General features: G+C 64.9%; 18 protein-coding genes. 1 reads left to right on the top strand and 17 read right to left on the bottom strand.

What is annotated here, in order from left to right:
• Window positions 1–7: 7 nt before the first annotated feature.
• The 17 genes from ABKS89_RS21580 to ABKS89_RS21660 form a co-directional block, all read right to left on the bottom strand.
• Window positions 8–661: a DUF1345 domain-containing protein gene (locus ABKS89_RS21580; protein WP_138215087.1), complete on the bottom strand. Its 654-nt coding sequence runs from the start codon at window positions 659–661 to the stop codon at window positions 8–10.
• Window positions 649–1,485 (bottom strand): aminoglycoside phosphotransferase family protein, encoded by an 837-nt coding sequence (locus tag ABKS89_RS21585; protein ID WP_348587022.1) that lies wholly within the window; start codon window positions 1,483–1,485, stop codon window positions 649–651. Before ABKS89_RS21585 ends, ABKS89_RS21580 begins: the two co-directional genes overlap by 13 nt.
• 61 nt (window positions 1,486–1,546) lie before the next feature.
• Window positions 1,547–1,993: a flagellar export protein FliJ gene (gene fliJ, locus ABKS89_RS21590; protein ID WP_081519279.1), complete on the bottom strand. Its 447-nt coding sequence runs from the start codon at window positions 1,991–1,993 to the stop codon at window positions 1,547–1,549.
• Between the two features lie 127 nt (window positions 1,994–2,120).
• Complete coding sequence (gene fliI / locus ABKS89_RS21595) at window positions 2,121–3,476, bottom strand: flagellar protein export ATPase FliI (RefSeq protein WP_081519278.1); 1,356 nt, start codon at window positions 3,474–3,476, stop codon at window positions 2,121–2,123.
• Complete coding sequence (fliH, locus tag ABKS89_RS21600; protein WP_138215089.1) at window positions 3,466–4,263, bottom strand: flagellar assembly protein FliH; 798 nt, start codon at window positions 4,261–4,263, stop codon at window positions 3,466–3,468. Before fliH ends, fliI begins: the two co-directional genes overlap by 11 nt.
• 1 nt (window position 4,264) lies before the next feature.
• Entirely contained in the window at window positions 4,265–5,281 is a 1,017-nt protein-coding gene (gene fliG / locus ABKS89_RS21605) for a flagellar motor switch protein FliG (protein WP_138215090.1), read from the bottom strand.
• A complete protein-coding gene (fliF, locus tag ABKS89_RS21610; RefSeq protein WP_348587024.1) occupies window positions 5,274–7,067 on the bottom strand; it encodes a flagellar basal-body MS-ring/collar protein FliF in 1,794 nt (597 codons plus the stop codon). The genes fliG and fliF overlap by 8 nt, the downstream gene beginning before the upstream one ends.
• 19 nt (window positions 7,068–7,086) lie before the next feature.
• A complete protein-coding gene (fliE, locus tag ABKS89_RS21615; RefSeq protein ID WP_138215092.1) occupies window positions 7,087–7,416 on the bottom strand; it encodes a flagellar hook-basal body complex protein FliE in 330 nt (109 codons plus the stop codon).
• 337 nt (window positions 7,417–7,753) lie between these two features.
• Window positions 7,754–8,092 carry an endonuclease domain-containing protein gene (locus ABKS89_RS21620; protein WP_348587025.1) on the bottom strand — a complete coding sequence of 113 codons (339 nt, stop codon included), beginning with the start codon at window positions 8,090–8,092 and terminating at the stop codon, window positions 7,754–7,756.
• A 156-nt stretch (window positions 8,093–8,248) separates the two neighbouring features.
• Window positions 8,249–9,664, bottom strand: a complete 1,416-nt coding sequence (gene fleR / locus ABKS89_RS21625) for a sigma-54-dependent response regulator transcription factor FleR (RefSeq protein ID WP_348587027.1) — start codon at window positions 9,662–9,664, stop codon at window positions 8,249–8,251.
• A gap of 5 nt (window positions 9,665–9,669) precedes the next feature.
• Entirely contained in the window at window positions 9,670–10,899 is a 1,230-nt protein-coding gene (locus ABKS89_RS21630) for a sensor histidine kinase (protein WP_405307455.1), read from the bottom strand.
• Between the two features lie 122 nt (window positions 10,900–11,021).
• The gene (locus ABKS89_RS21635; protein ID WP_192381210.1) at window positions 11,022–12,497 is read right to left on the bottom strand and encodes a sigma-54 dependent transcriptional regulator; all 1,476 of its coding nucleotides are present in this window, start codon (window positions 12,495–12,497) and stop codon (window positions 11,022–11,024) included.
• A 269-nt stretch (window positions 12,498–12,766) separates the two neighbouring features.
• On the bottom strand, window positions 12,767–13,063 hold the full coding sequence (fliT, locus tag ABKS89_RS21640; protein WP_045212118.1) for a flagellar protein FliT: 297 nt from the start codon (window positions 13,061–13,063) through the stop codon (window positions 12,767–12,769).
• Between the two features lie 26 nt (window positions 13,064–13,089).
• Window positions 13,090–13,470 carry a flagellar export chaperone FliS gene (gene fliS, locus ABKS89_RS21645; RefSeq protein ID WP_138215096.1) on the bottom strand — a complete coding sequence of 127 codons (381 nt, stop codon included), beginning with the start codon at window positions 13,468–13,470 and terminating at the stop codon, window positions 13,090–13,092.
• A gap of 143 nt (window positions 13,471–13,613) precedes the next feature.
• Window positions 13,614–15,020, bottom strand: coding sequence for a flagellar filament capping protein FliD (gene fliD / locus ABKS89_RS21650; protein WP_138215097.1), 1,407 nt, complete (start codon window positions 15,018–15,020; stop codon window positions 13,614–13,616).
• Window positions 15,021–15,121: 101 nt separating this feature from the next.
• Window positions 15,122–15,460 (bottom strand): flagellar protein FlaG, encoded by a 339-nt coding sequence (locus tag ABKS89_RS21655; RefSeq protein ID WP_138215098.1) that lies wholly within the window; start codon window positions 15,458–15,460, stop codon window positions 15,122–15,124.
• A 78-nt stretch (window positions 15,461–15,538) separates the two neighbouring features.
• Complete coding sequence (locus tag ABKS89_RS21660; protein ID WP_138215099.1) at window positions 15,539–16,696, bottom strand: flagellin N-terminal helical domain-containing protein; 1,158 nt, start codon at window positions 16,694–16,696, stop codon at window positions 15,539–15,541.
• 224 nt (window positions 16,697–16,920) lie between these two features.
• On the opposite strand from ABKS89_RS21660, the gene ABKS89_RS21665 reads away from it, so the two are divergent.
• Window positions 16,921–18,552, top strand: a complete 1,632-nt coding sequence (locus tag ABKS89_RS21665) for a tetratricopeptide repeat protein (RefSeq protein WP_348587028.1) — start codon at window positions 16,921–16,923, stop codon at window positions 18,550–18,552.
• Window positions 18,553–18,563: the final 11 nt, after the last annotated feature.

Raw genomic sequence — 18,563 nt, forward strand, 5'->3', positions numbered from 1 at the left:
AGCCGCGCTAGCCGATCAGCCCCGCGCCCATGTTTATCGCCAACCCGAGGATCGCGGTGTTGAACAGGAAGCCGATCACCGAGTGCGCCAGCACCACCTTGCGCATCGCACGTGAAGCGACCTCCACGTCAGAGGTCTGTACCGCCACGCTGAGGGTGAAGGAGAAGTAGAGGAAGTCCCAGTAGTCCGGGTTCTTCTCTCCCTCGGGGAAGCGCAGCACCGGCTCCGCCGCGTCGGCCGAGTAGAACTGCCGGGCGTAGTGCATGGTGAAGATGGTGCCGATGAGGAACCAGGACCCCAGCACCGTGCTGGCGGTGAAGACGTAGCGGACGATCTTCTCACTGCCGTTGGCGTGCCCGGCGGTGGCCAGCTCGACGACGATGGCGACTAGGCTGGCCACGGCGGCAACGGTGACCAGCACCAGCACTGCCTCGGCATTCTCGTCCTCGATCTCGGCCAGCCGGCGCACTTCTGCGGGCGCAGCGCGCAGGGCCAGCCAACCGATCAGCAGCACGTAGAGCCAGGCCATGCAGTTCCAGCCCAGCAGCACACGGGTCATGGGCGCAAACGGGTAGCACGCCAGCCCCACCAGCACACCCATGACGACGGAGCTGATCAGTCGCGGATGCGCCTGCAACAGGGCTCGGTTCAGGCGCAGCATGCCATGCGGTCCAGCTCGGCGGCGGCCAGATGCGCCACGCTCAGGTCGCTGTCGGCGGCCATGCCATCGTCGAGGAACCAGGCAGCAGAGAGGCCGGCGAAAGCCAGCACCCACTCCAGCAGGCGGCGCCGGTCGACGCGTGCGTGTTCGACGATCACGTCGAGCTGACGCAGGAAGCGCATACGCTCGCGGGAGGTCGGCAGGTCCGGATTGCACAGCAGGTTGGCATAGTCGAACAGGCGCTCGCCGTAGAGCCGCTTGGGGTCGATGGCCAGCCAGCCGCGCTCGCCGAAGTCGAGGATGTTGTCGTGATGGATATCGCCGTGCAGCACGCGCTGGTCATGCTCGCTGGCCAGCAGCGCCTCAGCGGTTTCCAGGCAGCGCGGGAACAGGCCGCCGTAGCGCGTGGCCGCCGGCGCGAGATCGCGGAACCACTGGCGCAGGTCGAGCAGCTCCGGCGCCGGCGTATCGCGCGGCCAGTGCAAGCGGCGCACCGTGTCGCAGGCAATGCGGCTGGCCTGGTCGTCCTCACCGTGGAGCGCCATGTGCATCAAGGAACGGCTGCCCTCGGCACGCTCCATCAGGATCGTGTCGCCATCGTAGGCAAAGACCTGCGCAGCGCCCTCGCCACACCACCAGTTCATCACCAGCCCGCCGCCCTGCTCGTCGACATCCAGTGCGCGCTTGATCATCGCAGCCCGTCCCATCCAGCGGACCGGCAGCAGATGGCTGCTGGGAGTGATGATCGGCTCACCCTCGGGGACGAGCTGCCAGAGTTGCAGGACGCGCTGGAAATCCACAGGCACAGGCGTGGGAAGAGGCATGAAGGGGTCCAACCAGGGAGACTGACTGGAGCCTAGCACGGGGTTCCGCGGAACCCGATCGCTATTGCTCGGCGGAAGGCTTCAGCCGCTGGGCGAATTCGTCGAGCTGTTTCTGCTCGTACTTGTCGGCGGCCAGGCGCGCTTCCTCGCGGTAGCGCTCCACCAGCTTGCGCAGGCCTTCGAGGCGCGCGTACTTCTCCTGCCAGATGACCCGCGCCTTGCCCACGTTGGTTTCGTGGAAAGCCACCGAGCGATTCTGCTGCTCGACGGCGCCTTCGAGCTGGGACAGGAAGCGCTGGTAGTTGATCAGCCACTGGCCGCTGACGCCCTGCTGGCCGTTGGTGATCCATTGCTGCTGGTAGTCGTAGCGGTAGCGCTCCAGCTCGGCGAGCTTGCGCTGCGCCTGCTGCAACTGGCCCTGCATCTGGCCGAGCTGGCGCGCGGCCTCGCGCTCGGCCTTGAGCGCCATGTCCACCACCGGGGCGAGGCGTTCGGCGCGGCGGTTCACAGGCTCACCACAAGCCGTAGGATGGGTGGAGCGGAGCGATACCCATGCTGCAACTCGCCACGAGCTGAAAGACGATGGGTATCGCAGGCTCCACCCATCCTACGAAAAGCCCTTCCTGGCCGCTTCATCAGCCAGCCTTGCCGCTGACGACCGCATCCAGCAGCAGGCGGCTGTCGTCGAGGTTCTGGCTCTCGTCGAGGGCCTGGCGCAGGAACTGGCGCATGATCGGGAAGCGCTGGATGGCCAGGTCGGTTTCCGGATCGCCGCCGGCCACGTAGGCGCCGACGCTGATCAGGTCGCGGCTCTGCTGGTAGCGCGACCACAGCTGCTTGAAGCGCTGGGCGTCACGCATGTGCTCGGGCGTAGTGACCTGGGGCATCACCCGGCTGATCGAGGCTTCGATGTCGATGGCCGGGTAATGGCCTTCCTCGGCCAGCCGGCGCGACAGCACGAAGTGGCCGTCGAGCACACCCCGCGCGGCGTCGGCGATCGGGTCCTGCTGGTCGTCGCCTTCGCTGAGCACGGTGTAGAACGCGGTGATCGAACCGCCGCCCTTCTCGCCGTTGCCGGCACGTTCGACCAGGCGCGGCAGCTTGGCGAACACCGAGGGAGGATAGCCCTTGGTCGCCGGCGGCTCGCCGATGGCCAGGGCGATCTCACGCTGGGCCTGGGCGTAACGGGTCAGGGAATCCATCAGCAACAGGACGTTCTTGCCCTTGTCGCGGAAGTACTCGGCGATCCGGGTGCAGTACTGAGCGGCGCGCAGGCGCATCAACGGCGCATCGTCCGCCGGCGAAGCAACGACCACGGAGCGCTTCAGGCCTTCCTCGCCGAGGATGTGCTCGATGAATTCCTTCACTTCGCGGCCCCGTTCGCCGATCAGCCCGACCACGATGATGTCGGCCTTGGTGAAGCGGGTCATCATGCCCAGCAGCACGGATTTACCCACGCCGGTACCGGCGAACAGGCCCAGGCGCTGGCCACGGCCCACAGTGAGCAGGGAGTTGATCGAGCGGATGCCGACGTCCATCGGCTCGTGGATCGGGTCGCGCGCCAGCGGGTTGATGATCGGGCCATCCATCGGCACCCAGTCCTCGGCGCGCATACCGCCCTTGCCGTCCAGCGCGCGGCCGACGCCGTCGAGCACGCGACCGAGCATGGACATGCCCATGGGCAGCCGGCCGGAGTCCGGCAGCGGCACCACGCGGGCGCCGGGGGCGATGCCAACGAGGCTGCCCACCGGCATGAGGTAGATCTTGCTGCCGGCGAAACCCATCACTTCGGCTTCCACTTGCACCGGGTGATAACCGCCGTCGTTGATCACCTGGCAGCGGCTACCGACAGCGGCCTGCAGGCCCTCGGCCTCCAGCGTCAGGCCAACCATGCGCAGCAGGCGGCCTTCTACCACCGGCTGGGTCGGCAGGCTCACGGCGTCGCTGTAGCCCTGCAGGCGGCGGGCGAAGCTGACGCGATCAAGACGCATCGGTGCCGCCCTGATCGGCTTCGAGGTTCACGTGCAGGTCTGGCTCCAGGGCGTGGGTCGCCTGGTCGCGCTGCTGCTCGAAGAGCTGCTTCACGGCCTGGGCCAGGCGCGTCTCGACGGTGGCGTCGATGCGCGAATGTTCGGTCTCGATGCGGCAGCCGCCGGGGAGCAGGCCGTCGTCCTCGATGATTTTCCAGCTTTCCTCGTGGCGATCGCGCAGGGCCTTCACCAGTTCGAAATCCTGCGGGTTGACCTGGATGCGGATGTTGCTGGCGCCCATCGGCAGCAGCTTGAGCGCCTCGCGCAGCACCAGGCGGATCTGGCTGGAGTCGGTGGCCAGCTCGCGCTGTACGACCTGGCGCACCACGTGGGTCACCAGGTTGAGCATGCCCTGTTCGAGCATCTGGTCCTGTTCGGCAATGGGGTCGAGCAGGTGCGACATCAGGGTTTCGAGATTCTGCAGGCGCGGTTGCAGCGCGGCGTCGGCTTCCTGACGCGCCTTGATCTGGCCGGCGTGGAAGCCGTCCTTTTCTCCGGTGGAGAAGCCCTCGTTGTAGGCCTCCTGGCGGATCGCCTCGAGCTCGTCGAGCGTCAGAGGCTTGACCTCTTCCTCGGGCACTTCCTCGATCTGTGGCGGCTCCTCGGCCACCGGCTCGGGTTCGGGCTCAGGCTCCGGGGCCGGCCGCGCCGGGTCGAAGCTGGGCAGCGACCAGCGGTCGAAGCCCGCCACGTCGCGCGCGCGGATCAGCTCGCTGAGTTTGTCTTCATCCTTCGCCGGCGGTACCACGTCAGATCATCTCCTCGCCGCCCTTGCCACCCAGCACGATTTCGCCGGACTCGGCCATACGGCGGGCGATGGTGAGGATTTCCTTCTGCGCGCCTTCCACTTCGCTGACGCGCACCGGGCCCTTGGCCTCCAGGTCGTCGCGCAGCAGCTCGGCGGCACGCTTGGACATGTTGCGGAAGATCTTCTCGCGGATCGCCTCGTCCGAGCCCTTGAGGGCCAGCACCAGCACGTCCGAGGAAACCTCGCGCAGCAGCGCCTGGATGCCACGGTCGTCGACGTCGGCCAGGTTGTCGAAGACGAACATCAGGTCCTCGATCTGGCCCGACAGGTCCTCGTCGACTTCGCGGATGGCGTCCATCAGCGAGCCTTCGACCGAGCTGTCGAGGTAGTTCATGATGTCCGCCGCGCGCTTCACACCGCCCATGGTGGTGCGGGTGGAATTGGCGTTGCCGGCGAACTGCTTCTCCAGGATCAGGTTCAGTTCCTTGAGCGCGGATGGCTGCACGGTATTGAGCGAGGACACGCGCAGGATGATGTCCAGGCGCACCTTGTGGTCGAAGTGGCTGAGCACTTCGCCGGCCTGGTCGGGGTCGAGGTAGGCGACCACGATGGCCTGGATCTGCGGGTGCTCGTAGCGGATCACGTCGGCCACGGCGCGCGGCTCCATCCACTTCAGGCTGTCCAGGCCGCTGGTGTTGCCGCCCAGCAGGATGCGGTCGATGAGGTTGTTCGCCTTGTCCTCGCCCAGGGCCTGGGTGAGCATCTTGCGGATGTAGCTGTCGGCGCCAACGCCCAGGCTGGTCTGGTCGCCGACGATCTCGACGAACTCGCCCATCACCTGCTCGACCTGCTCACGGTGCACGTTGCGCATCTGCGCCATGGCCACGCCGACCTTCTGCACTTCCTTCGGACCCATGTGGCGCAGCACCTGCGCGGCATCGGTCTCACCCAGGGAGAGCAGGAGGATGGCAGCCTTGTCGACCTTGTTCAGTTTGGCGTTCATGCGCGCTTCACTCATCGGAATTGATCCAGTCCTTCACTACCTGGGCAACGCGCCCCGGGTCCTGGGCGACCAGTGTCTTGATCGCATTCAATTGTGCATCGTACCCCTCGGACGGGCTGGGCAGCAGGATGCTGGCCGGGCCACCGAGGCTCACGCGGTCTTCGGACAACTCGCCCTCCAGACTGCCCAACTCGCCCAGGCCACCTTCGCCTGCAGCGCCACCGGCCACCAGGGCCTTGCTCTTGTTACCCGACAGGTTGTTCAGCACCGGGCGCAGTACACCCAGCACCAGCACCAGGATGAAGACGATGCCCAGCACCTGCTTGACCACGTCCCAGAACCAGGGCTGCGAGTAGAACGGCGGCGATGCAATTTCATCGCCAAGTTCCGGGGCGAACGGCGCGTTGATCACGCTGACGCTGTCGCCACGGCTGGCGTCATAGCCTACCGCGTCCTGCACCAGACGGGTGAAGCGACCCAGCTCATCGGCGGTCCAGGGCTGGTGGCTGACTTCGCCGGTCTTCGGATCGGCGATCATGCGGTCATCCAGCACCACCGCGACGGAAAGCCGGCGCAGGCGACCCTGCTGCTGCTTGGTGTAGCTCACCGAGCGATCCAGCTCGTAGTTGCGGGTGTTCTGCTGGCGCTTGTCGGTCGGGTACGGGGCCAGTTCCGGCTTGCCGGTCTTCGGATCGATGATCGGCTGGCCGTTGGCGTCCTTCAGCGGCTGGCCCGGCGCGACGAAGTCCGCCGGCTTGTTCTGCGCAGTGGTCTGCGGGGCGCTGGACGGGCCCGGAGGCTGGTTCGACAGCGCACCCGGCACGCCCTGCGGACCGTTGCTGTTCTGGCGTTCCTCGTTGTTGCTCTGCTCGCTGCGCAGGGCCGGCTGGTCCGGGTTGAACGACTCCGAGGTGGATTCCACCGCACTGAAGTCGACGTCCGCGGATACCTCGGCCTTGTAGCGGCCGCTGCCCAGCACCGGCGCGAGGATACTGTGCACGCGCTGGGTGAAGTTGGTTTCCATGCGACGGGTGAAGTCGAACTGCTTGCCGGCCATGGTCAGCTCGGAGAGCTCCTGCTGGTCGGAGAGCAGGTTGCCCTTCTGGTCGACAACGGTGACCTGGCCTTTATCCAGTTCCGGCACGCTGGTGGCGACCAGGTTGACGATGGCCAGCACCTGGCTCGGCTCCAGGGTGCGGCCCGGGTACAACTCGACCAGCACGGAGGCGCTGGGCTTGCGGTCATCACGGACGAACACCGAGCTCTTGGGGATGGCCAGATGCACGCGGGCACCCTTGACGTTGTTCAGGCTCGAGACGGTACGCGCCAGCTCGCCTTCCAGGCCGCGACGGTAGTTGGTCGCTTCCATGAACTGGCTGGTGCCCAGCGCCTGTTCCTTGTCGAGGATCTCGAAGCCGACGTTGCTGTCGGTCGGAGCCAGGCCGGCACCGGCGACTTTCATGCGCGCACGGCCCAGGTCGTCGGCCTTCACCAGCAGCGCGCCGGAGTTGGGCTCGATCTTGTAGCCGATGTCGGCAGCGGACAGCGCCTCGACCACCTTGTTGGCGTCGACGCCGTTGAGGCTGCCGTACAGCGGCTTATAGTCCGGCTGCTGCGACCACAGGACCATGCCGAAACCGATGGCGATGCTCGCGGCGAGGCCGACCAGCAGGCCGACCTGGCGCAGCACCGGCATGTCCGCGAGGTTCTCGAGGAAAGTCAGGCCGAGCAGCGGCTTTTTCGGCGCGTCGGCGCCGACCTTGGCCGGAACCTGACTGTCAACAACGGAGGCTTGGGACATTACCTACGATCCTCGCCGCTCAAACCGGCATCTGCATGATGTCCTGGTACGCCTGGACGAGCTTGTTGCGTACCTGGGTCATCGCCTGGAAAGAAACACTGGCCTTCTGGGAGGCGATCATCACCTGGGTGAGATCGACACCGCTCTGCCCCATCTCGAAAGCGTTCGCCATGTCGGAGGCGACCTGCTGGGTACCGTTTACCTTGTCCACGGCCTGCCCGAGCATCTGCGAGAAGCTTGGCGCCCCCGGCTCGGCCGGTGCGGCCTGCGTCTTCGCCTTGGCCATGGCCTCCATTTGCATGGAGCGCATTTCCAGCAGCAGACGATTGAACTCGATACCCTGACTCATCACTTACCCCTCCGACTGGCCGCGGTTTTTTGACACTGCGCGGCGCTTTGCAGAGGTGATTGCAACTTGGGTGCCAGGTTTTCAGGGCGTAGGAAAAATGCGGAAGACAGCTCTGGAGTGGGGACTTCAGAGCTGCTGATCCGGTGATCCTGACTGAGCCTTTGCGTGGGGCAAAGCCCCTCACCCCAACCCTCTCCCAGAGGGAGAGGGGGCAGATCGGCGTGGGCGGGGAGATCGGCGGTCAGTCGGGCACGCTGTCGCAACAGAAAAACGCCAGACATCCAGCAGGCAGAGGACAGCCGCCTCTCCCTCTGGGAGAGGGTTGGTGTGAGGGCAATCAGCCTGCGCCGGACTCGACCGCCAATCGAAGCGCCTCCAACACCACTTCAGTCCGCAGCAGAACGTCATGATTCCAGAACCGAGCCACCCGAATCCCCTGCCCCACTAGCCAGGCATCCCGTTCAGCGTCATGGTCGGACTCCAGATGCTGCCCGCCATCAAGCTCCACGGCCAAGCGCAGCTCATGGCAGTAGAAGTCCAGCACATACCGACCACACGGCACCAGCCGCCTGAACTTCAGCCCGAGGAATCTGCGATCCCGCAGACATGCCCACATCCTGGACTCCGCGTCGGTTTGCCGTCGCCGCAACTGACGCGCGAACTCCACCTCATCCACGGCGCGCTCCTCCTATAGATCGACCAGGAAGAAAGCTCAGCGATTCTCTTGAGGAGCGCAGCCGGGCTGCGGCGTAAACATGCCCGCGAAAACACCGAGTCCGACCAAGAAAAGGCCCGCACGAATGCGGGCCAAGAGGGGTTGTCCGTCAGGGGCTCAACTGGCGTAGAGATAAGCCTCCACGTCCATGCCGGCGTCGCGCATCTGCGCGAGCTTGTAACGCAGGGTTCGCGGGCTGATGCCCAGGCGCTCGGCGGCCTCCTTGCGGCGGCCGCGCTCACTGCGCAGGGTGTCGATGATCATCTGGAACTCGCGGCGCTTGAGGTCTTCACCCAGTTGCCCGGCTTCGGTGGAAGTCGGTGACGGAATTTCGACACCAGCCGGAGCCTGCGGCGCAGGTGTCGTCGGCACCGCTGCCAGCACCGGGCGCGGAGCCAGTCCGATAGGCGCGGTCAGACAGAGGTCGGCGGCCTGCACCTGCCCGCCCTGCTGCAGGATCAGCGAGCGCTGAATGGCGTTGTCCAACTCGCGCACGTTGCCCGGCCAGGGATGTGCCAGCAAAGCGGCGCGGGCGTCGTCGGCCAGAGTCACCGGTGCGTGATTCATCTTGCGGGCGTACTTGGCCAGCAGGCGTTCGGCCAGCGGCAGGATATCGGCGGGACGCTCGCGTAGCGGGCGCCAGGCCAGCGGGAAGACCGACAGGCGATAGTAGAGGTCTTCGCGGAAACGCCCGGCAGCCACTTCAACCAGCAGGTCGCGGTTGGTGGTGGCGAGCACGCGGATGTCGAGGCTGATCGGCTTGCGCGCACCGACGCGCTCCACCTCCCGCTCCTGCAGCACACGCAGCAGCTTGGCCTGCAGGGCCAGCGGCATTTCGGAGATTTCGTCGAGCAGGATGGTGCCGCCGTCGGCCAGTTCGAACTTGCCCGGCTGGGCGGCGATGGCGCCGGTGAAGGCGCCCTTCTCATGGCCGAACAGGGTGGCCTCGAGCATGTTGTCCGGGATCGCCGCGCAGTTGATCGCGACGAAGGGTTTGCCAACGCGCGGCGACTGCTGGTGGATGTACTGCGCCAGGACTTCCTTGCCAGTACCGGACTCGCCGGAAATCAGCACGGTGGAATCGCTGCGCGCAACACGGGCAGCCAGTTCCAGCAATTGCTGGCTGGCCGGCTCCAGAGCCACCGGACCTTCGCCGACGCTGCCGGGTACTGCACCCAGCGCATGGCGGGCGACCAGCTCCAGCAGCGCGCGCGGCTCGAACGGCTTGACCAGGTAATCGGCCGCGCCCTGGCGCATGGCGTCCACCGCGCGGTCAACGGCGCCGTAGGCAGTCATCAGCAGCACCGGCAGTTGCGGATGGCGCTTGCGGATCAGGCCGAGCAACTGATGCCCGTCCATGCCGGGCATGTTCACGTCGCTGATCACCAGACTGAAGTTGTCCTTTTCCAGCGCCGGCAGAGCGGCCTCGGCACAGTCGACGGCGACGAAGTCGTGCCCGCCGAGCGACAGGGTATCGGAGAGGGCTTCACGAAGGGCGCGGTCGTCTTCGACCAGCAGGACTTTGGCGGCCATGGAAATCACTCCTCGTGGACGACGGGTTGAGCCAGGATCAGCGGCAGGATCAGGGTGGCGCAGGTACCGACACCGGGACGCGAGCGCAGGCGCAGCTCGCCCTGGTGGGCCTTGGCGACGGCTTTCACCACGGCGAGACCGAGGCCGGTGCCGGTGGTCTTGGTGGTGAAGAAAGGCTCGCCCAGGCGCGCCAGGGTTTCCGCGCTCATGCCCGGGCCGTTGTCGCTGATGGACAGGCGCAGGCTGTTGTCGCGCTGGTACAGGTGCACCTTCAGGCGCACATCGCGGCCGGCGGCCTGGATGGCGTTCTCCACCAGGTTGAGCACGGTGCCGACCAGGGTGTCGCGGTTGCACAGCAGCTCGCCGACGCGAGCGTCGCACTGCCAGCGCAGGTTGAGGCCGGCGACGTGGGATTCGGCGGCGGCGCGCAGGCTGGCAAACAACTGGTTGGGCGCGAGGCGATCCGGCAGGGGCAGCTCGCCGCGGGCGAACACCAGCATGTCGCGCACCTGGCTTTCCAGCTCGTGCAGGCGCTCCTTGATGCGCCCGGCGAAACGCTGCTGATGCTCCACCGGCAGCTCGCCCTCGCTCAGGTGACCGGCATAGAGCATGGCGGCGGACAGTGGGGTGCGAATCTGGTGGGCCAGGGAGGCGACCATGCGGCCCAGGGCGGACAGGCGCTCGTGGCGGGCGAGCTGGTCCTGCAGGCGACGGGTTTCCGTCAGGTCATTGAGGAGGATGAGCTGGCCGGGCTCGCCGTTCAGCGGGCGGATGGCGATGGACACGCGGCGGCCATCGCGCAGGGAAACTTCGTGGCCGTCGTCGGCACGCGGGGCGAAGCTGCGGGCAATGACTTCACGCCAGAGCATGCCCACCAGCGGTTTGCCGAGCAGCGCGACCGCCACCGGATTGGCGTCGCGCACCACGCCCTGGCCGTCGATCATGATCACGCCACCGGGCAGCACATCGAGCAGGCTCTGCAGGCGGTTGGCCTGACGCTCCTTCTCCGCCAGCTCCTGCATGCGCTGCGCGCTGACCAGGGCGAGTTCGCCCTTCAGCTCGGTGACACGGGCTTCCAGCAGGCTGTAGGACTGGTTGAGCTGGCTGGACATCTGGCTGAACAGCTCGAAGGTCTGCTCCAGATGGGCGCGGCTCTGCTGCTCCACCGGCACCTGCAGCGCTTCTGCCGGCAGTTGGGGAGCAAGTTCAGTCTGGCGATTGGTGGCGGGCATCATGCGGGTTTTCCTCATCCGTCCGACGGCGTGAATCTGTCGGTCGGATGAGTCTTAGCAAACCCCGTGCCTAAAATTTACTCGTTATATTTCAATGACTTGAAAAAACGAGTCAGGCGAAGGCGTCAATCCTCCGCCATTTCCTCTTCACGGCGGCTCATGCCGTACTTGCGCATTTTCTCCACCAGGGTGGTGCGGCGGATGCGCAGACGTTCGGCGGCACGGGCGACAACGCCACTGGCATCGTCCAGCGCTTGCTGGATCAGCCCCTGCTCGAGGTTGGCGAGGTAGTCCTTCAGGTCGATGCCCTCGGCCGGCAGCATGGCCGGCGAGTCGAGGCCCGGCAGCCCGGCGGTGATCGCCGCGCGCTCTTCCAGCTCCTCGCGCAGGCTGGTCGCCAGCTGCTCGTCTTCGTCGTCGACGTGACGGAATTTCTTCGGCAGTTCGCCCACGCCGATCACGCCATAGGGGTGCATGATCGCCAGGCGCTCGACGAGGTTCGCCAGTTCGCGCACGTTGCCCGGCCAGTCGTGGCGGCAGAGCGACATGATGGCGGCGGAGTTGAAGCGGATCGATCCGCGCTTCTCGTGCTCCATGCGCGAGATCAGCTCGTTCATCAGCAGCGGGATGTCCTCAACGCGCTCGCGCAGCGGGGCCATCTCTATGGGGAAGACGTTGAGGCGGTAGTAGAGGTCTTCGCGGAAGCTGCCGTCCTCGATCATCTTCTCGAGGTTCTTGTGGGTCGCGGCGATGATGCGCACGTCCACGTTCTGCGTCTTGTTGCTGCCTACGCGCTCGAAGGTGCGCTCCTGCAGCACACGCAGCAGCTTGACCTGCATCGGCAGCGGCATGTCGCCGATCTCGTCGAGGAACAGGGTGCCACCGTTGGCCAGCTCGAAGCGCCCGGCACGGGTGGTGATGGCGCCGGTGAAGGCGCCCTTCTCGTGACCGAACAGCTCGCTTTCCAGCAGCTCCGCCGGGATTGCGCCGCAGTTGACCGGCACGAAGGGCGCGTCGCGGCGCTTGGAGTGGTAATGCAGGTTGCGCGCCACCACCTCCTTGCCGGTGCCGGACTCGCCGAGGATCAGCACGCTGGCGTCGGTGTCGGCGACCTGCTGCATCATCTGCCGCACGTTCTGGATGGCACGGCTGGTGCCCACCAGGCTGCGGAACAGGTTGGGCTCGCGCTGGCGACCGCGCTCGCGGGCCTGGTCATACATCTCGCGGTAGACCTGGGCGCGGTGCAGGGAATCGAGCAGCTTGTTGTAGCTGGGCGGCATCTCGAGGCTGGCCAGCACGCGGCGGCGCAGCTCCTCGGGCCACTCGTTGGGTACCGGTTCGCCCATCAGCAGGACCGGCAGGTACTCGTCCCAGGACGCGAGCTGCTTGAGCAGCTCCAGCGCCCCGCCCTTGCTCTCCACGGCGCCGACCAGTACGCAGAGCACGTCACGGCTGCCGTTGGGAAGCGGGTCGACGACCTGGCGCCAGTCGCGGCTGCTGCAGGACAGTTGGTCTTCACCCAGGAAGCTGATGATCACCGAGAGGTCCCGGCAACGGTCCTGGTTGTCATCGATCACGAGGATTTTCGTTTCGCGCCACATCTTAGCTTGTCATCCCGGGCTTGAAGGCCGTACTACGGCGGCTGACACGACCTGGCCACAGCACAATTTCCTCGTGCTAGCCAGCATTTGGCCACTAGTTAAGTCAAAATTGTGGCTCGAGTCAAATTTATGGCGTGTTTTTTTTGGTGCGGCCCGACGAAGGGTGTTGATCCCCGTCATGGCAATTGAAATGGAGCGTAGTTCGAAGCGGAGGCGGCGGCCACCGGCACTTGGCCGATCACCGCCGAAAGAGAGCCGATCCGAATGGATCAGCCGAACATCTGGTAAACCTTGGCGCCCTGGTGCGAACGGTTGACGCGGACGATCTCGGTGGCCACCTCTTCACGCTGCCGGGTGACGGCCTGGACCAGCTCGCGGTACAGCGCCAGCAACCCTTCGAGGCTGCGCTTGAGATCACTGTCATCGTCCATCGGCTCGACCATGGCGGCGTCGACATGCTCGCGACACTGGAGGTCGAGTTGGGCGACAGCTTCCCAGTCTTCCTGGGCCAGCGCCGCACCCAAAGCGAGGCGGGTCTGTTCGATCTGCTGGACGGCGAGGGTCATGTTCGGTATCTCCTGGCGAGCTGCGATCACTGCGGAATCGCGTCCCAGCCTTCCTTGATGGTACGCAGCAGGCCCGACACCTCGTCGAGGACTTCCAGGTCATTGCTGCGGTTGGCCTCGCCCAGGCGACGGCTCATGTAGTCGTACAGGTTGGCATAGTTTTCAGCCAGCTCACCACCGGCTTCGAAATTCAGCGCTTCGCGCAGACCGGCGAGAATCCCGGTGGCCTTGCCGATCAGGATACCCTTCTGCGCGTACTGCGCACGCTCCATCGAGCCGCGAGCCTGGGCGATGCGGCTCAGGCCACCCTCCATCAGCATCTGGATCAGACGATGGGGAGAGGCGTCGTGCACCTGAGACTGGTTGTTCACGTTCTGGTACTGACGCATGGCTGCCGAAGCGTTCATCTGAAATCCCCTTGATTCGCCGAACGATCAAATCGTTGATATTCAGGATATCGGCGCTGGCGAAAAAACCTTTAGGCGAAATTCAGCACTGGCGTACTGCCGCACGGCCCCGCCGCAGAGCGGCGCGGCCTGCGGCAGCGGCATCAGCTGTCGGAGCTGCTGGACTTGTTCAGCGCGTTGAGCGTGGTCAGCACACTGGATTTGGTGGCATTGAGCTGGGCGACCAGGGAGTCCATGGCGTTGTACTTGGCCATGAGCGTGGTAGTCAGCTTGTCCATGCGATCGGTCAGCTTGGTCTGCTGATCCGCCAGGTCGCTGAGGGTGCCGTTCAGCGCCGAAGTGCGCTGATCGAGCAGGCCATTGGTCTTGGTATACGCGTCGAGGTTGCCGCTCATGCGCGAAAGCAGGCCACCGGAACCGGTGAAGAAGCCCTGCACCGAGGCGAAATTCTGCTCCAGCGCCTTGTCCAGCTTGTCGCTGTCCACTGCCAGGGTACCGTCCGTCTTGGTCGAAATACCCAGCTGCGACAGCAGTTTGATGCTGCCGCCTTCGGTAGAGGAGCCGACCAGCTCGCTGCGCATGGTATTGAGCAGCGTGCGCGTCATGGCGTCACTGGCCAGCGAGGCTGCCGAGGTGGTCGGATTGCCGTCGGCGTCAGTGGTGTTGGTGATCTTGGTCAGCGAGTTGATCGAGGTCATCAACGCGTTGTAGGCATCGACGAAAGACTGGACCGAGGTCTTCAGGCCATCGGTGTTGGTATCCACCGTGACGGTGGACTTGCCCTCGTCGACCAGATCGAATTCGACGCCACTGATGGCGCTGGTGATCTTGTTCACCGAGCTGCTCATTTCCAGGCCGTCGATGGTGTAGCTGGCGTTCTTCGCCGGCTCGTCGACATAACCGCCGGTCGTGGCGGAGGCCTTGGTGCCGGCGCCGTCGATCTTGAGCACACCGAGGCTCGCATCCCCGGTGGTGGCGATGCTGATGTCGCTGCCAGAACCGGTGACGCTGGAACCCAGCACCAGGCGGGGGCCGTTGGAGTCGGTGATGATGTTCGCGGTGAGTCCGCTGGACTTGAGCTGGCTGTTGATGCTGTCGCGGATATCCGACAGGCTCGCGCCGGCGGCGACGCTGACCTTATAGGTGCTGCTGCCCTGAGAGATGCTCAGGGTGCCCGCGCCAAAGGTGGCCGCCTTGTCGATGTACTGTGTCGCCACCTTGGAGCTGGTGGCCAGGTTCTTCACCTCGATCTTGTATGTGCCCGCTGCAGCCCCGGTGCCCAGGGTGGCAGTCAGCGCATCGGTGTTGGAGCTTTTCACCGCCAGACCGGCAAAGGAGTTGGAGCTGGAGTCGTTGAGCTTGCTCAGCGCTGTCTGGAAAGTCGACAGGGCGCTCTTGAGCGAACCGATACCGGAGAGCGTGGTATTGGTCGCGGTCTTCTGATTGGTGATCTGACTCTGTTTCGGCGCCTTCTGCGCGTTCACCAGCGAAGTCACGATGGAGTCGATGTCGTATCCCGACCCCACACCATTGATCGAAGTCCCGGCCATTTGCCTACCCTCCTGTCCAAATTTCTGGCGGAATTGACTCTACCGCCTGCGTCTATAAACGCTTCATTCAAGAATCGCGCCAGATCTCTCGCAATCTGAGATCAGGCGCGTTCGCTGAACAGCAGATTACCCGCTTCCTTCAGGCTTTCTGCCAACTTGAGTGCAACTTCCGAAGGAATCTGCCGAATAACCTCGCCAGTATCCGAGGCCACAACCTTCACGACGGTTTCGCCACTGGCGTCATCGACCGAGAATTCCAGGTTGCGCTGCACCGACTGAGCCTGTTCACGCAGCCGGCTGACGGCTTCGTTCAGGCTGCGGCGGTTATTGGCCGGCGACTCCTTGGCGCTCTGCGGCAAGCTGTTGCCGCTGGCCGGCTTGCTGCCCGCGGCGGCGTTGTCGGCCGGTCGCAGGGTGTTGATTCCGAGGCTGGTATCCATCAGGTTTCACCCTCCACACGCAAAGCAAGAAAGGGCGCTGGGCGCCCTTCCTTCCGTTTATAGCCTTTCGGCAATCCCTTACTGGAGCAGCTTCAGGACAGCGGACGGCAGCTGGTTGGCCTGGGCCAGTACCGCGGTGGCGGCCTGTTGCAGGGTCTGCTGCTTGGTCATCTGCGCCGTTTCTGCGGCGAAGTCTACGTCCTGGATGGTGCTGCGTGCAGCGGTGGCATTCTCGGAGACGTTCTGCAGGTTGGAGATGGTGCTGTCCAGACGGTTCTGGATGGCGCCCAGTGCGGAACGCTGGGTGTCGATCTGCTTCAGCGCCGCATCGATCACCTGAGTGGCCTTCTGCGAATTGGTGGCATCGGAGATGTCCAGCTTGTCGACGCTGCTGTAGGAGGTGACGGCAGTCGCGGCAGCCAGGCCCAGGGTGGTGGCGATGTCGTTGCTGGCTGCGCCAGTGGTGACGTCGATGTCCTTGCCGGAGGTCAGGATCAGCTTGCCGGAAGCGTTGACGTTGGCCGACACGCCGGTGATGTTGGTGTTGATCGCGGCGGCGATGTCGTTGGCGCTGGCGCCCTTGGCGATGTTCACGGTGGTGCCGTTGATGGTCAGCGAGCTCGCAGTCGCCACGGTGCCGCCACTGCCGTTGGTGTCAGCAGTGATCGCAGCAGTACCGGTTTCGGTGGCCAGGACCGAGGTGCCTTTCAGAGCCGAGGCGCTCATGTCGCCCAGGGTGAAGCTCACGGTTTCGTTGGCGTTGGCGCCGACCTGGAAGGTCAGGGTACCGGTGCCGCCGGCGGTGCCGTCGAGCAGCTTGATGCCGGAGGTGCCGCCACCGAAGGTGGTGGTCTGGGAGATACGGGTCAGTTCAGCGGTCAGCGACTTGAACTCCTGGTTCAGCGACGCCTGGTCTTCGGTGCTGTTGGAGCCGTTGGCGGACTGCAGGGACAGTTCACGCATACGCTGCAGGATGTTGGTGGACTCCTGCAGGGCGCCTTCGGCGGCCTGGGCGATGGAGTTGGCGTCCTGGGCGTTCTTCACAGCCACGTCGAGGCCTTTGACCTGGCTGGTCAGACGGTTGGAGATCTGCGAGCCGGCGGCGTCGTCCTTGGCGCTGTTGATACGCAGGCCGGTGGACAGACGGGTCATCGAAGTGGTCAGGGAGTTGGAGGCCTTGGTCAGGTTCTTTTGAACCGACAGCGAGGCGATGTTGGTATTAACGGTAAGAGCCATGACGAATTCCTCGTATTAGGGCTAGGTGGCCTCTCCTTGCCGCTATCAGATCCGAAATGGCGTGGAGAACCTTCGTTAGGGTTATCGTCGTCTTCGTCAATCGCTTTAGCCCTTTTTTCAAATTTCTTTTCATTCCCTCGAAATTCCGCGGCTGGCCCCGTTCTTGCTGGTAGCTCCCACGACGTCAAATTTGCGCCACCACACGCTACAGGCCCCGTCTCACTATGCACAACGCAACTCGCCAGAAACTCCAGCGTATCGTCGATGCCCTGAGGATTGCCGAGGACCGGCACGACATTCCCCAGCAGATCGCACTCTATGAAGAGCTGGTTCAGGAGAAGCCCGACCTCCCCCTGGGCCAGGCTCAGCTCGGCGTCCTCTACTGGGACCGTGGTGATCAACAGCGCGCATCCGGCCATTTCGAGAAAGCGCTGACGTATCCGCAGAACGACCATATAGACAGCCTGCTGTTCGGGCGCATGGCCAAGTCCCCCCTGTACACCGGCGATGTGGACCGTGCGAAGGCCTGGTATGACGCCAAGCCGAATTTCTGGCGCCTGCGCCTGTACTTCGAGAACCTCAATCGGGCCGAGCGCTTCGAGGAAGCCGAGCACCTCCTGCTCGGGCTCCTCGCCGGACCGCTGCCCAAGGACGGCCAGTTGCTGGCCCTGCACATGATGGCGCAGGTCTACCTCTATACCGGCCGCACTCACGACAGCGTCGCCGCCTGCCAGGCGGGCCTGGAACTCGACCCCACCTGCGAACCGCTGATGTTCAACCTCGCGGTCGCCCAGGAAATGCTCGGCCGCTACCGCGAAGCCTTCCATGACTACAGCCGCGTGCTGAAGCTGGACCCGACCAACGACGAAACCCATAACAACCTGTCGCACCTGATGCTGCGCCTGGGCGAGTTCGAAAGCGGCTGGCGCCATTACGAGTGGCGCTGGGGTACGGCATTGAAGGACCAGCACGTGGACTTCCCCCTGCCCCGCTGGCAGGGCGAAGCGCTGGCGGGCCGCTCGCTGCTGGTGTGGCGTGAACAGGGTATCGGCGACCAGATCATGTTCTCCAGCATGCTGCCTTCGCTCATCCAGCGCGGCGGCAAGCTCAAGTACGAAGTGGAAACCCGCCTGGTCCCCCTGCTCCAGCGCAGCTTCCCCGACGTCGAACTGATCCAGCGCAGCCGCGTTCCGGTACAGGAGGACGGCCGCGAGGTCATCAAGCTCGGCTGGCCGGCGACCGATTTCCAGATCCCCATGGGCAGCCTGGGCCTGCAGCTGCGCCCGTCCATCGCGCACTTCCCCGACCAGCTCAGTTTCCTGCGGGCCGACCCGCAACGCAGCGAGCAGCTGCGCGCGGAATATCAACGACTGTTCCCCGGCAAGCGCCTGGTTGGCGTTTCCTGGCGCGGCGGCAACAGCATCGGCAACCAGAAACAGAACCGGCGTATCCGCATGACTGAACTGGCGGTGCTGAAGGACCTGACTGGCATTCAGCTGATCAACCTGCAATATGGCGATACCGCCAGAGACCGCGAGGAGGCCGCTTCGCTCGGCCTGCACATCCATGACGATGCCAGCATCGACCCGCTGATCGATCTCGACGCCCAGGCGGCGCAGATCGCCGCGATGGACCTGGTGATCAGCGTCGACAACACCACTGTCCACCTGGCCGGCGCACTGGGCACGCCCACCGTCGTCCTGCTGCAGATTAACCCGAACTGGCGCTGGGGTCTGAATGAAGGACCCAGCTACTGGTATCCCAGTGTCCACCTGATTCGCAACCGTGAAGTCGGCCAGTGGAGCGGCGCCCTCGAACGCGCCATACAACACCTGCAGACCAACGGCATGGTCTGAGCGACCGCCCC

The organism is Pseudomonas sp. LABIM340 (assembly GCF_040017195.2).
GTDB lineage: Bacteria > Pseudomonadota > Gammaproteobacteria > Pseudomonadales > Pseudomonadaceae > Pseudomonas.

What these genes read in the sequence shown, in the direction of transcription:
- ABKS89_RS21635 (WP_192381210.1), bottom strand. Translation starts at nt 12,497, where the DNA reads ATGTGGCGCGAAACGAAAATCCTCGTGATCGATGACAACCAGGACCGT.
- fliE (WP_138215092.1), bottom strand. Translation starts at nt 7,416, where the DNA reads ATGAGTCAGGGTATCGAGTTCAATCGTCTGCTGCTGGAAATGCGCTCC.
- ABKS89_RS21660 (WP_138215099.1), bottom strand. Translation starts at nt 16,696, where the DNA reads ATGGCTCTTACCGTTAATACCAACATCGCCTCGCTGTCGGTTCAAAAG.
- fliF (WP_348587024.1), bottom strand. Translation starts at nt 7,067, where the DNA reads ATGTCCCAAGCCTCCGTTGTTGACAGTCAGGTTCCGGCCAAGGTCGGC.
- ABKS89_RS21665 (WP_348587028.1), top strand. Translation starts at nt 16,921, where the DNA reads ATGCACAACGCAACTCGCCAGAAACTCCAGCGTATCGTCGATGCCCTG.
- ABKS89_RS21585 (WP_348587022.1), bottom strand. Translation starts at nt 1,485, where the DNA reads ATGCCTCTTCCCACGCCTGTGCCTGTGGATTTCCAGCGCGTCCTGCAA.
- fliS (WP_138215096.1), bottom strand. Translation starts at nt 13,470, where the DNA reads ATGAACGCTTCGGCAGCCATGCGTCAGTACCAGAACGTGAACAACCAG.
- ABKS89_RS21630 (WP_405307455.1), bottom strand. Translation starts at nt 10,899, where the DNA reads ATGATGCCCGCCACCAATCGCCAGACTGAACTTGCTCCCCAACTGCCG.
- fleR (WP_348587027.1), bottom strand. Translation starts at nt 9,664, where the DNA reads ATGGCCGCCAAAGTCCTGCTGGTCGAAGACGACCGCGCCCTTCGTGAA.
- fliG (WP_138215090.1), bottom strand. Translation starts at nt 5,281, where the DNA reads ATGAGTGAAGCGCGCATGAACGCCAAACTGAACAAGGTCGACAAGGCT.
- fliT (WP_045212118.1), bottom strand. Translation starts at nt 13,063, where the DNA reads ATGACCCTCGCCGTCCAGCAGATCGAACAGACCCGCCTCGCTTTGGGT.
- ABKS89_RS21655 (WP_138215098.1), bottom strand. Translation starts at nt 15,460, where the DNA reads ATGGATACCAGCCTCGGAATCAACACCCTGCGACCGGCCGACAACGCC.
- ABKS89_RS21580 (WP_138215087.1), bottom strand. Translation starts at nt 661, where the DNA reads ATGCTGCGCCTGAACCGAGCCCTGTTGCAGGCGCATCCGCGACTGATC.
- fliI (WP_081519278.1), bottom strand. Translation starts at nt 3,476, where the DNA reads ATGCGTCTTGATCGCGTCAGCTTCGCCCGCCGCCTGCAGGGCTACAGC.
- fliD (WP_138215097.1), bottom strand. Translation starts at nt 15,020, where the DNA reads ATGGCCGGGACTTCGATCAATGGTGTGGGGTCGGGATACGACATCGAC.